The sequence below is a fragment of the Oxalobacteraceae bacterium OTU3CINTB1 genome (assembly GCA_024123955.1).
Classification (GTDB): Bacteria; Pseudomonadota; Gammaproteobacteria; order Burkholderiales; family Burkholderiaceae_D; genus Rugamonas.
Window position 1 is genome coordinate 4547726 of sequence record CP099652.1, and the last position, 11961, is coordinate 4559686.

The 11961-nt window shown below is 66.9% G+C and carries 12 protein-coding genes; 10 read left to right on the forward strand and 2 right to left on the reverse strand.

The genetic code is table 11. The features are described 5' to 3' along the window. Nucleotides 1–4: 4 nt before the first annotated feature. Nucleotides 5–496, reverse strand: coding sequence for an Lrp/AsnC ligand binding domain-containing protein (locus NHH73_19655; protein USX24821.1), 492 nt, complete (start codon nucleotides 494–496; stop codon nucleotides 5–7). A gap of 100 nt (nucleotides 497–596) precedes the next feature. Between NHH73_19655 and NHH73_19660 the strand changes: the two genes are divergently transcribed. The 4 genes from NHH73_19660 to NHH73_19675 all read left to right on the forward strand — a co-directional run bounded on the left by NHH73_19660 (nucleotide 597) and on the right by NHH73_19675 (nucleotide 4275). Beyond that, nucleotides 597–1880 carry a D-amino acid dehydrogenase gene (locus NHH73_19660; protein ID USX24822.1) on the forward strand — a complete coding sequence of 428 codons (1284 nt, stop codon included), beginning with the start codon at nucleotides 597–599 and terminating at the stop codon, nucleotides 1878–1880. Nucleotides 1881–2124: 244 nt separating this feature from the next. After that, nucleotides 2125–2964: an HDOD domain-containing protein gene (locus NHH73_19665; protein ID USX24823.1), complete on the forward strand. Its 840-nt coding sequence runs from the start codon at nucleotides 2125–2127 to the stop codon at nucleotides 2962–2964. A 58-nt stretch (nucleotides 2965–3022) separates the two neighbouring features. Then, the gene (locus NHH73_19670; protein USX24824.1) at nucleotides 3023–4048 is read left to right on the forward strand and encodes a transporter; all 1026 of its coding nucleotides are present in this window, start codon (nucleotides 3023–3025) and stop codon (nucleotides 4046–4048) included. A 29-nt stretch (nucleotides 4049–4077) separates the two neighbouring features. Continuing rightward, on the forward strand, nucleotides 4078–4275 hold the full coding sequence (locus NHH73_19675) for a hypothetical protein (GenBank protein USX24825.1): 198 nt from the start codon (nucleotides 4078–4080) through the stop codon (nucleotides 4273–4275). Here the strand turns inward: NHH73_19675 and NHH73_19680 are convergent. After that, a complete protein-coding gene (locus tag NHH73_19680) occupies nucleotides 4223–4747 on the reverse strand; it encodes a hypothetical protein (protein ID USX24826.1) in 525 nt (174 codons plus the stop codon). The genes NHH73_19675 and NHH73_19680 overlap by 53 nt on opposite strands. A 132-nt stretch (nucleotides 4748–4879) precedes the next feature. Between NHH73_19680 and NHH73_19685 the strand changes: the two genes are divergently transcribed. The 6 genes from NHH73_19685 to NHH73_19710 all read left to right on the forward strand — a co-directional run bounded on the left by NHH73_19685 (nucleotide 4880) and on the right by NHH73_19710 (nucleotide 11957). Continuing rightward, nucleotides 4880–6106 (forward strand): MFS transporter, encoded by a 1227-nt coding sequence (locus tag NHH73_19685; protein ID USX24827.1) that lies wholly within the window; start codon nucleotides 4880–4882, stop codon nucleotides 6104–6106. After that, entirely contained in the window at nucleotides 6103–6723 is a 621-nt protein-coding gene (locus NHH73_19690) for a transcriptional regulator (protein ID USX24828.1), read from the forward strand. Before NHH73_19685 ends, NHH73_19690 begins: the two co-directional genes overlap by 4 nt. A 349-nt stretch (nucleotides 6724–7072) precedes the next feature. Continuing rightward, entirely contained in the window at nucleotides 7073–9073 is a 2001-nt protein-coding gene (locus NHH73_19695; protein ID USX24829.1) for a polysaccharide biosynthesis protein, read from the forward strand. Nucleotides 9074–9138: 65 nt separating this feature from the next. Further along, nucleotides 9139–10200 carry a Gfo/Idh/MocA family oxidoreductase gene (locus NHH73_19700; protein ID USX24830.1) on the forward strand — a complete coding sequence of 354 codons (1062 nt, stop codon included), beginning with the start codon at nucleotides 9139–9141 and terminating at the stop codon, nucleotides 10198–10200. Nucleotides 10201–10238: 38 nt separating this feature from the next. Continuing rightward, nucleotides 10239–10823 carry an N-acetyltransferase gene (locus NHH73_19705; GenBank protein USX29660.1) on the forward strand — a complete coding sequence of 195 codons (585 nt, stop codon included), beginning with the start codon at nucleotides 10239–10241 and terminating at the stop codon, nucleotides 10821–10823. A 45-nt stretch (nucleotides 10824–10868) separates the two neighbouring features. Then, nucleotides 10869–11957, forward strand: a complete 1089-nt coding sequence (locus tag NHH73_19710; protein ID USX24831.1) for a DegT/DnrJ/EryC1/StrS family aminotransferase — start codon at nucleotides 10869–10871, stop codon at nucleotides 11955–11957. The last annotated feature ends 4 nt before the right edge of the window (nucleotides 11958–11961 follow it).

Below are 11961 nucleotides of genomic sequence, written 5' to 3' on the forward strand. Positions count from 1 at the left end.
CCGGTTACGGCGTCCCGGTCGCAAGGAAAAGGGTTTCCTTGATCTCCTCCATCACCACATAGCTCTTCGATTGCGCCGCGCCGGGCAAGCTGAGCAGCATATCGCCGAGCAGCTTGCGGTATTCCGCCATCTCATGGATGCGCGCCTTGATCAGGTAGTCGAAATCGCCCGACACCAGGTGGCACTCCTGCACCTCCGGGATGCGCAGCACCTCGCGCCGGAACTGTTCGAACACCGGGCCGGACTTCTGGTTCAGGGTGATCTCGACGAACACCAGCAGCTTGGCGCCCAGCGCCGGCGGATCGATGCGCGCGTGGTAGCCGGTGATGACGCCGTCGCGCTCCATGCGCTTGACCCGTTCGATGGCCGGCGTGATCGACAGCCCGACCTGCTCGCTCAAGTCCTTCATCGAGATGCGGCCGTCGCTTTGCAGGATGTGCAGGATCTTGCGGTCGAGCTTATCCAGGGCGCGGACCGATTCCTTTTGAATTCGCATGATAATCCACTAAATAATTGATTTTATACAGTAACAAATACTGGTAATACAAGCATACCATAGTGGAATATATGGTGAAATATAAATAATAGGGGTTCACATGCGCGTTGTCATTCTTGGTAGCGGTGTTATCGGCGTCACGAGCGCCTATTATTTGGCGCAGGCCGGCCACGACGTGACCGTGCTCGACCGTCAACCGGGCCCCGCGCTGGAAACCAGTTTCGCCAACGCCGGCCAGATCTCGCCCGGCTACGCCTCGCCATGGGCCGCGCCCGGCATCCCCCTCAAAGCCATGAAATGGATGTTGCAGCGCCACGCGCCGCTGTCGATCACGCCCGACGGCACCTTGTTCCAGCTGCAATGGATGTGGCAGATGCTGCAGAACTGCACCACCGAACGCTATGCCGTCAACAAGGAACGCATGGTGCGCCTGGCCGAATACAGCCGCGACTGCTTCAAAACCCTGCGCGCGGCCACTGGCATCGAGTACGAAGGCCGCCAGCAAGGCACGACGCAGCTGTTCCGCACCCAGAAGCAGCTCGACGACGCCGCCAAGGACATCGCCGTGCTCGAGGAAACCGGCGTCGCCTACGAACTGCTGGGCCGCGAACAGCTGGCCGGCGCCGAGCCGGGCCTGGACCAGAACAAGCTCGTCGGCGGCCTGCGCCTGCCCAACGACGAGACCGGCGACTGCCAGATGTTCACCACCGCGCTGACGGCAATGGCCGAAAAGCTTGGCGTCAAGTTCCGCTACGGCGTCGATATCACCGGCCTGATCGCGTCCGGCGACGACATCAAGGGCGTGCGCTGCGGCGCCGAAGTGGTGACCGCCGACTCGTACGTGGTCGCGCTCGGCTCCTATTCGACCAGCCTGCTCAAGAATCTGGTCAGCATCCCGGTCTATCCGCTCAAGGGCTATTCGATCACGGTGCCGATCGTGAACGCCGCCGCCGCGCCGGTGTCGACCATTCTCGACGAGACTTACAAGATCGCCGTGACCCGCTTCGACGACCGCATCCGCGTCGGTGGCATGGCCGAAATCGCCGGCTTCGACACGCGCCTCAACCCGCGCCGCCGCGAGACGCTGGAAATGGTGGTCAACGACCTGTTCCCTGGCGCCGGCGATACGACCAAGGCCAGCTTCTGGACCGGCTTGCGGCCGATGACGCCGGACGGCACGCCCATCGTCGGCCGCACCGCGCTGCGCAACCTGTTCATCAACACCGGCCACGGGACCTTGGGATGGACCATGTCGTGCGGTTCCGCGCAACTGCTGTCCGATATCATTTCGGCACGCCGGCCGGCGATCCTGGCCGACGATTTGGCGGTGGCGCGTTATAGCGGCGCCGTGGCGCTGCGTCAGCCGCAGTTGGCCAGCGCTTAACGCCGGCGTCTCCCGCCTTTGCATGCGCTCTTCGCGGCGCATGCATGGCCGATTACGCGCTGCGCGCTAATCAGCCCTACGTGTCTCCCAGATTTTCAGCGTACCTGTTCATGGCCGTATCCGTGGTCGATACGACCACGGATTCATTTGCCACTGTCGCATCCCCGCCTCTATCGCAGCCGTAACCCGCAACATCGTCATCATGGCGTTGAGAATGGGGCGTAGCGTGCGTATAATTTTAATCATGAATAAACTTGAAGCATTCGGCCATATTGCGGCCTTGGCCATCCGTGGCGAACTGGTGTTCCCCACCAGCGTAAACGCGGCGCTCCGCGTTCAATTGGCATTGGACGATCCGGAATGCCCGGTCGATAAGGCGATCGGCCTGGTACTGGCCGAGCCGCTGCTGGCCGCCCGCACCGTCGCCATCGCCAACTCGGCCATGTTCAACCGCTCCGGCGCGCCGGTGATTACCAACGTGCGCGGCGCCATCATGCGCATCGGTTACCAGAACCTGTTCGCGCTGGCCGCCGCGATGGTGGTGCGCCAGTTCGGCAGCAAGATCACCGACCCGAAACTGCGCGCCAAGGCCGAGGCGCTGTGGGACCACACCATCGCCGTCTCCGCGCTGGCGCGCCTGATCGCGCGCCACGTCACCGGCGTCAACGAGGACACCGCGCTGTTCGCCGGCATCGTCCACGAGGTGGGCGGCTTCTACCTGCTGTCGCGCGCCGACGAGTTCCCCGGCCTGCTCGAGGAAGACCCGGAGAACTGGCACTCGGCCAGCGAGGAAATCATCACGCGCGAAGTGATGCGCAAGCTGTGCATCCCGGAACCGGTGGCCGACGCCATCGAAGGCCTGCGCGACAGCTTCATGTCGATCCCGCCGGACTCGCTGCTCGACACGCTGCTGCTGGCCAACCACCTGACGCCGGTGCGTTCGCCGCTGCAGGAGCCGCAGCGCGAGCTGCCGCCGCACTCAGACTCGGCGATCGACCTGTTCATCGACGAGGACAAGCTGGCGCTGATGCTGAAGGAAGCGGCCAACGACGCCGCCGAAATGAACGCCGCGCTGCTGGTCTGAGCGCCACCGGGCCGGCGTGGCGCAGTCGCGCGCCCGGCCCTCCCCATGGAGATGATGCATGCAGACTGCCCCCCTGTCCTACGGGTCGGACCAATCCGGCCTGGTCTGCGGCTATGTGTTCGGCCGCGAGGCCGACGGCACGGGCCGGCCGCTGGACACCGAAGAAGCGCGCGTCTGGCTCAAAAACCGCGCCCACCATCCGACCGAATTCATCTGGCTGCACTACAACCTGGCCAACACCGCCAGCGAGAAATGGCTGCACGAGCACACCGCGCTGCCCGAGGAATTCTATGAAAGCCTGCATGAAGGCCCGCGCTCGACCCGCATCGAACTGGCCGACAACATCCTGATCGCCGTCGTCAACGACGTGCTGCACGACTTCACGTTCGAACCGTCCGACATCTCGACCTTGTGGCTGAGCGTCGACAAGCAGGTCGTCATCAGCGCGCGGCGCAAGCCGCTCAAGGCGGTCGACGTGCTGCGCAACGCGGTGCGCGGCGGCGAGCCGATCCGCTCGTCGGTCGAACTGCTGATCCACCTGCTGCGCGACCAGGCCGACGCCCTGATCAAGATCGTGCGCGACGCCATCGCCACCGTCGACGGCATCGAGGACAACCTGCTGGCGGGCAAGCTCAACACCAAGCGCGCCAGCCTGGGCCACCTGCGGCGCGTGCTGGTGCGCCTGCAGCGCCTGCTGGCGCCGGAGCCGGCCGCGCTGTTCCGGCTGCTGCAAAGGCCGCCGTCGTGGGTGGCCGAGATCGACGCCCAGGAGCTGCGCCAGTCGACCGAGGAATTCTCGATGGTGCTGGCCGACATGGCCTCGCTGCAGGAACGCATCAAGCTGATCCAGGAAGAGATCGCCGCGCTGGTCAACGAGGGCAACAACCACAGCCTGTTCGTGCTGACGGTGGTCACGGTGCTCGCGCTGCCGATCAACATCATCGCCGGCCTGTTCGGCATGAACGTCGGCGGCATCCCGCTGGCCGACGCCCCGCACGGCTTTTGGGTGGTGGTGGCGATCGTCGCCACCTTCACCGTCATCGCCGGCTTCCTGGCGTTCCGCCGCCAGCGCGAGATGGGCTAAGGAGGCTCGTCTCGTCGCGGGCGACGGTGGTGGCCGATGTGCCGCCCTACACGGTGGTCGGCGGCAATCCGGCGCGGGTAATCAAGGAACGCTTCCCGGCCGGCGTGGCGGCGGCGCTGCAAGTCATCGCGTGGTGGGACTGGCCGGTCGCGCACATCACCGAGCACCTGGCGCTCATCGCCGGCGGCGACGTGGCGGCACTGGAGCGGGTGCGGCCGCGCCCCTGAGCACATACAGGCGGCGCGCGCCGAAGGCCGTGAACACCAGGCCCAGCACCAGCGCGATGAGGTTGTCGCGGCGATGGGCGGCGCGCACGTCGTCGAAGGTTGTGACGTCCTTGCCGCCGACGGCGACACCGAAGGTGGTATAGAAAAAGCCGGGCAGGAAACCGGGACGCGTGGTCTGGCGCGGATCGAATTTGATGGTGACCGGATACAGCATGGTGGCGTCGCGCACGGCGGCGCGCATGCGGCCGTCGCGGTCGCCCTTTTCCAGCAGCGCGAACTGGCGCGCGTCGCCGGCCACCGTGTAGTACAGCGCGCCCATGCTGGTGTAGCTCCACGTCACGCGGCCGGTCACGGCCTCGAGCCGGTGCGACGCCGGAAAGCGCCACTCCAGCGCGCCGAAAACCAGCATCAGGCCGATCCCGAGCAGCAGAAAAAAATAGCCGCCTCGGCGGTCCTGGTACCACTTTCTCATGATGCTTCGTGATTGTTGCGATGAGCGCCATCATACATGCCCCCTCCCGCGCCGATGAATTAATAAACATTTTCGTTTACTTAATGGCTGAGAGCGCTTACAGTATCGGTACTGCAAACCGACCGACACCCCATGAAATCACCGCTACTGATTAGCGCCGCCTGCCTGCTGGCCCTGCTCTCCACCATCGGCGCCGCGCTGCCCTACCCGATCCTGCCGCCGCTGTTCGCCGCCGGCGTCACAAACGATCTAAACAGTTTCCTCGGCTTGCCGCCCAAGCTGCTGTTCGGCCTGGCGCTGATGATCAACCCGCTCGGCCTGCTGATCGGTTCCGCCCTGCTCGGGCCGATGTCCGACCGCTACGGCCGCCGCCCGGTGCTGCTGGTCACCTTGTACGGCGCCGCCCTCGGCCACGCCATCACCGCCCTGGCGCTGCTGTTCGAATCGTATCCGCTGTTCATCGCCGCCCGCTTCTTTACCGGTCTGCTCGAAGGCAACGGCTCGGTCGCGCGCGCCATGCTGGCCGACCGCCTCGAAGGCGACCTGCGCCGCAAAGCGCTGTCGTGGCTTAACGGCGCCTTCTACATGGGCTGGCTGGCCGGTCCGCTGCTGGCCGGCTTCACCCTGGTGTGGGGCATCACGGTGCCGTTCTGGATCGCCGTCGCGCTGCTGCTGATGACGGCCGTTCTGGTGGCCATCGCGCTGCCGTCCGAAGCGCCGTCGGACGCCACCACATCATGGTGGCAGGTGGCGCGTGACCGCCACGCGCTCAATCTGCTGCGCGAACCGGACCTGCGCAACCTGTTCATCGTGACGCTGGCGTACACCAGCGGCGTGACGGCCTTCTACGAGTTCTATCCGCTGTGGCTGGTGGAAGTGCCCGGCTACGGCTCCCAAGGCATCGCCTGGACCACGGCCGCCATGTGCGCCGTCATGACCGCCACCACCATCTTCGCCGGCCGCCCGTTCAAAGGCGAGCCGCTGCTGCGGGCGCGCCGCTTCGCCTTCGTCACGGCCGGCTTGATCGCCCTGCTTGCCGCCAGCAACGCCAAGCTCGGCATCGCGGCCATCATCCTGTTCGGCATCCCGCACTCGTTCTACAACGGTATCGTGCCCACCTGGTGCGCGGAACGCTTCGGCGCCCACGGACAAGGCGCGGTGATGGGATTGATCTCGACCACGTTCTGCCTGGCCAACATCCTGATGGCGCTGATCGGCGCGGTGCTGACCCTGATCGACACGCGACTGATCCTGCTGCTGGGCGCGGCGCTGACCACGTGGTCCGCATGGCGCATGGGCGGCTGGCACGCCAGCATGCGCGGCAAGGACAACGACAACCTCGAAGAGGCGCTGCCATGAACACCGCCGAACAAACCCTCTTCCTGATCAAGACGCGCGGTCCGCAAACCGCGCAGCAGCTGGCGGCCTTGCTGGACCTGACGTCGATGGGCGCGCGCAGGCAGCTCGAGGCGTGGCAGGAAAAAGGCATGCTGACGTACGAGGAAGTGGCCGACAAGCGCGGCCGCCCATCGCGCCGCTGGCTGCTGACCGAAGCCGGCCACGCGCGCTTTCCCGACCGGCACGCCGACCTGACGGTGCAGCTGATCGACCAGGTGCGCGGCCTGTTCGGCGACGCCGGCCTCGACAAGCTGATCGCCGCGCGCGAGGCCGTCAGCGAGCAGCAGTACCGTGTGCATCTGCGCAACGCCAACGCGTTGCCCGAGCGCGTGGCCGCGCTGGTACAGGCGCGCAGCAGCGAAGGCTATATGGCCGAAGTCGAAACGCGCGGCGACGGCAGCCTGCTGCTGGTCGAGAACCACTGTCCGATCTGCGCGGCCGCGCGCCAGTGCCAGCAGTTCTGCCGTTCGGAGCTGGACCTGTTCCAGCGCGTGCTCGGTCCCGATTGCTCGGTCGGCCGCGTCGAACACATGCTCAACGGCGCGCGCCGCTGCGTGTACGTGATCAAGCCGATCTGACGCAAGCAAAATCTAAAAACACGTAGGGCGGATTAGCGCAGCGTAATCCGCCAATGCATGCGCCGTCGGCGGCGCATAGATGGCGGATTACGGCGTTCCGCCTAATCCGCCCTACGTGTTTTAGAAGATTTCAGATTCAAAAGAAAGCCTTGTGGCATAAGGCAGGAAATGATCTCCTAAGAAAATTAAGTGGAATAGGAAATGTAGAAGTCAAGCACGGCTGCCGGGGTACGCTCGGCCGTTTGATCGCAGTCAAGCCGCAATATGCTGGTCAGAAGACAATCAGTGCATGCCACGCGCCATTGCGTTGGCAACCACAATGATTGCTTCGTCGAAGGTATTGCGCACCATGCTCTATTTCACTGACAGCCCTGCCCCGCTTGCCCGCGTCCTCAGCGAGAAATTGATCGCCATCAGCCGCGCCGGCAAGAGCCTCTTGATGTTCGGCGCCGACTGCCTGGCGCTGCCGCTGTGCCTGCAACTGGCACTGCTGGCCGGCGCCGGCGCCTATGCCAGCGCGTCGCCGGCGCTCACGCTGCTGCTGACGGCGATGTCGATCGCCGCGCTGGCCATGAGCGACCTGTATTCGGCGGTGGTGCGCTATCTGGACCAGCGCATGCTGACCATCGCCGGGATCGGCCTGGGCGGCGCGGTGCTGGCGGTGTCGGCGTTGACCATGGACCGCGACGACCAGCCGCTGCCGTCCGGCGCGCTGTTCAATTACTGGTTGATCGCAATGTCGTACCTGGTCGCCTCGCGCGTGGCGGTGCGCGCCTTCCTGCGGCGCCATACCCGCGCGCCGGCGCAGGCGCGCGAACCGGTGGCCATCTATGGCGCCGGCGACACCGGTGCCCGGCTGGCGCAGGCGATGCGCGGCGACAGCCGTTACTGCCCGGTATGTTTTATCGACGAGAAGTGCGGCGGTGAACAGCGCACCGTCGGCGGCCTGCGCGTGTTCCCGCCCGAGCGGCTGGGCGAAGTCATCGCCGCCTCGTCGATCCGGCTGATCGTCGTCGCGCTGCCGGCCACCTCCGGCGAGCGGCTCGGCGCGGTGCTGCGCATGCTGCGCACCTCCGGCGTCAGCATCAAGTTCCTGCACGGCCTGCTCGACCTGGCCGATCACGCGCTGCGCCGGCAGCCGTTGCCGCGCGGTCCCGTGCCGGACTTTCCGCTCGAACAATTGCTGGGCCGCCCGCCGGTGCAGCCCGACAGCGCGTTGTTCAGCCGCTGCGTGCGCGGCAAGAGCGTGCTGGTGACCGGCGCCGGCGGCTCCATCGGCAGCGAGTTGTGCCGCCAGGTCGCCGGCCTCGGACCGCGCCGCCTGCACCTGCTCGACCATTCCGAATACGCGCTGTATACGATACGCCAGGAGCTGCAGGCCAACTGGCCGCAACTGGCGGTGCGCGCCCATCTGGGCTCGGTGTGCAACGAACAGCTGCTCGAACGCGTGATGCAGGAGGACAGCATCGACACCATCTACCACGCCGCCGCCTACAAGCACGTGACGATGGTCGAAACCAACCTGGTCGAAGGCTTGCGCAACAATGTCGTCGGCGCGCGCGCGGTCGCCAACATCGCCGCCAAGTACCTGGTCGAGACCTGCGTGCTGGTGTCGAGCGACAAGGCGGTGCGCCCCAGCACCATCATGGGCGCGAGCAAGCGCCTGTCCGAGCTGGTGTTCCAGGCCGCCGCGCAGGCGGCGTCGCGCGGCGACAACGCCACCACCTTCAGCATGGTCCGCTTCGGCAACGTGCTGGGCTCGTCCGGCTCGGTGGTGCCGCTGTTCCGCCGCCAGTTGCAGCAAGGCGGGCCGCTGACCATCACCGACGCCGCCATGGAACGCTATTTCATGCTGATCCCCGAGGCGGCGCAGCTGGTGATCCAGGCCGGCGCGATGGCCGAGGGCGGCGAGGTGTTCGTGCTCGACATGGGCCAGCCGATCCGCATCGTCGACCTGGCCCGCAGCATGATCGCGCTGGCCGGCCTGACCGAGAAGACCGCCCTGCATCCGCAGGGCGACATCGAGATCAGCTACGTCGGCCTGTTCCCCGGCGAAAAGCTGCAGGAGGAACTGCTGACCGCCGACGGCGCCGAGCCGAGCCGTCATCCGCGCATCCTGCGCATGAAGGAGCAGGCGCTGCCGCCGGCAGTGCTGGACCAGTACATCGAGCTGCTGCTGATCACCTGCGACACCAACGACCGCTGGCTGATCGAGGCCATGCTCAAAACCATCATGGACGAGTTCACGCCGCAAACCGGCGCCCGGGCCGGCGACGGCGAAGCGGCGCTGCGCGCGATCGCGCAGCTGAGCATGGCGCCGCCGGCGCCGGTGCAGGCCCAGGCGTCCTGACGGCGCGCCGGGCGCAGGAACCCTGCGCCGGCCGCGCTTCCCCCTCAATTAAAAGGAGCACTCCCATGCGCCAGTTCACCCCCGCCGTCGTCGGCCGAAAAATGCGCTTCGCGCTGGTCGGCTGCGGCCGCATCGCGCAAAACCATTTTGCCGCGCTGGCCCAGCACGCCGAGCGCTGCCAGCTGGTCGCCGTCTGCGACGTCGATCCGGCCGCGCTGTCGCGCGCCGCCGCCCAGACCGGCGCCACGCCGTATGCCCGCCTGGACCAGATGCTGGCCAGGAGCGAGGTCGACGCCGTCATCATCACCACGCCGTCCGGCCTGCATCCCGAACAGGCGGTGCACATCGCCGCCGCCGGGCGCCACGTGGTCACCGAAAAACCGATGGCCACGCGCTGGGAGGACGCCAAGCGCATGGTCTGCGCCTGCGACGCGGCCGGCGTGCGCATGTTCGTCGTCAAGCAAAACCGCCGCAACGCCACCTTGCAACTGCTCAAAAGCGCGGTCGAAAAAAAACGCTTCGGCCGCATCTACATGGTCAACCTGAACGTGTTCTGGACCCGGCCGCAAAGCTACTACAACAGCGCCGCCTGGCGCGGCACCTGGGAGTTCGACGGCGGCGCCTTCATGAACCAGGCCAGCCACTACGTCGACCTGCTCGACTGGATCGTCGGCCCGGTCGAAAGCCTGCAAGCGTACACCGCCACGCTGGCGCGCGACATCGAGGTCGAGGACACCGGCGTCATCAGCCTGCGCTGGCGCAACGGCGCGCTCGGCTCGATGAACGTGACGATGCTGGCCTACCCGCACAACCTCGAAGGCAGCATCACCATCCTCGGCGAGAAAGGCACGGCGCGCATCGGCGGCGTGGCCGTCAACGAGGTGCAGCAGTGGGACTTCGCCGAGCCGGACGAGGACGACGCCCGCGTGCGCGAGGCCAGCTACGCCACCACGTCGGTGTACGGCTTCGGCCATCCGCTGTACTACGACAACGTGATCAAGGTGTTGCGCGGCGAGGCCGAGCCGGAGACCGACGGCCGCGAGGGCCTGAAGTCGCTCGAGGTCCTGATTGCCGCCTACCGCTCGGCGCGCGACGGCCGCCGCGTCGCGCTGCCGCTGGATTATTGAGCCGGAGTACCGCTATGAACACGCCCACGGAGAACCACATGGATTTGACGGTACACCCCAGCGCCATCGTCGATGAGGGCGCCGTCATCGGCGCCGGCACGCGCGTCTGGCATTTCAGCCACGTCTGCGGCGGGGCCCGCATCGGCGCCGGCTGCTCGCTGGGCCAGAACGTCTACATCGGCAACGACGTGGTGATCGGCGACAACGTCAAGATCCAGAACAACGTCTCCGTGTACGACGCCGTCACCATCGAGGACGACGTCTTCTGCGGCCCCAGCATGGTCTTCACCAACGTCTACAACCCGCGTTCGGCGGTCGCCCGCAAGAGCGAGTACCGCGCCACCCTGGTGCGGCGCGGCGCCACCATCGGCGCCAACGCCACCGTGGTGTGCGGCGTGACGATCGGCGCGCACGCCTTCCTCGCCGCCGGCGCGGTCGCCAACCGCGACGTGCCCGATTTCGCGCTGATGGCGGGCGTGCCGGCGCGCCGGATCGGCTGGATCAGCCGGTATGGCGAGCGGCTCGACCTGCCGCTGGCCGGCGACGGCAGCGCCGCCTGTCCGCACAGCGGCGATTTGTATGTGCTGCGGGACGGCGTCTGCGCGCTGATAGCGGCCGCCTGACCCCTGGCGCCCATCCATTCCCCCATCCTGGCAACGGAGTCCCCCATGGAATTCATCGATCTGAAAACGCAATATCAACTGCTGCGCGAAGACATCAACGACGCCATCCAGCGCGTGCTTGACCACGGCCAGTACATCATGGGGCCGGAGGTGGCGCAACTGGAACAGAAACTGGCCGCGTTCAGCGGCGCGCGCCACTGCATCACCGTGTCCTCGGGCACGGAGGCGCTGGTGATCTCGCTCATGGCGCTGGGCATCCAGCCCGGCGACGAAGTCATCACCACGCCGTTCTCCTTCATCGCCACCGCCGAGGCCATCGTGCTGCTGGGCGCGCGGCCGGTGTTCGTCGACGTCGAGCGCGCCAGCGGCAACCTCGATCCGGCGCTGGTCGCCGCCCGCATCGGCCCGCGCACCCGCGCCATCATGCCGGTGTCGCTGTACGGCCAGCCGGCCGACATGGACGCCATCAACGACATCGCCAGCCGGCACGGCCTGGCCGTCATCGAGGACGCGGCGCAAAGCTTCGGCGCCAGCTATCGCGGCCTGCGCAGCTGCAACCTGTCGGCCATCGGCTGCACCAGCTTCTTCCCCAGCAAGCCGCTGGGATGCTACGGCGACGGCGGCGCCATCTTCACCAGCGACGACGAGCTGGCGCGGGCGATGCGCGAAATCCGCGTGCACGGCCAGTCGCAGCGCTACCGCCACACCCGCATCGGCGTCGGCGGCCGCATGGACACCCTGCAGTGCGCCATCGTGCTGGCCAAGCTGGGCGTGTTCGACGACGAGCTGGCGCGGCGCCGGCGCGTTGCCGCCGTCTACGACCGGCTGTTCGCCGGCCGCATCGAAACGGCGGCGCCGGCGCCGGACCGCGACAGCGCCTACGCCCAGTACACGGTGGTGGTGGAACGGCGCGCCGCGGTGCAGAGCGCGCTGGAGCTGGCCGGCATCCCCAGCGCCGTCCACTATCCGCTGCCGATCCACCTGCAGCCGGCCTACGCGCGCTTCGACGACGCCGCCTGCCCGGTGGCCGAACTGCTGGCCGACCACGTGCTCAGCCTGCCCATGGGCCCCTACCTGGCCAGCGCCGACGCCGAAAAAGTGGCGGCCGTGGTGCTGGCCGCCACCGGCAACTAGGACC

Coding starts and splice junctions, on each gene's coding strand:
- NHH73_19655 (USX24821.1), bottom strand. CDS start 496: ATGCGAATTCAAAAGGAATCGGTCCGCGCCCTGGATAAGCTCGACCGC.
- NHH73_19660 (USX24822.1), top strand. CDS start 597: ATGCGCGTTGTCATTCTTGGTAGCGGTGTTATCGGCGTCACGAGCGCC.
- NHH73_19665 (USX24823.1), top strand. CDS start 2,125: ATGAATAAACTTGAAGCATTCGGCCATATTGCGGCCTTGGCCATCCGT.
- NHH73_19670 (USX24824.1), top strand. CDS start 3,023: ATGCAGACTGCCCCCCTGTCCTACGGGTCGGACCAATCCGGCCTGGTC.
- NHH73_19680 (USX24826.1), bottom strand. CDS start 4,747: ATGAGAAAGTGGTACCAGGACCGCCGAGGCGGCTATTTTTTTCTGCTG.
- NHH73_19685 (USX24827.1), top strand. CDS start 4,880: ATGAAATCACCGCTACTGATTAGCGCCGCCTGCCTGCTGGCCCTGCTC.
- NHH73_19690 (USX24828.1), top strand. CDS start 6,103: ATGAACACCGCCGAACAAACCCTCTTCCTGATCAAGACGCGCGGTCCG.
- NHH73_19695 (USX24829.1), top strand. CDS start 7,073: ATGCTCTATTTCACTGACAGCCCTGCCCCGCTTGCCCGCGTCCTCAGC.
- NHH73_19700 (USX24830.1), top strand. CDS start 9,139: ATGCGCCAGTTCACCCCCGCCGTCGTCGGCCGAAAAATGCGCTTCGCG.
- NHH73_19705 (USX29660.1), top strand. CDS start 10,239: ATGGATTTGACGGTACACCCCAGCGCCATCGTCGATGAGGGCGCCGTC.
- NHH73_19710 (USX24831.1), top strand. CDS start 10,869: ATGGAATTCATCGATCTGAAAACGCAATATCAACTGCTGCGCGAAGAC.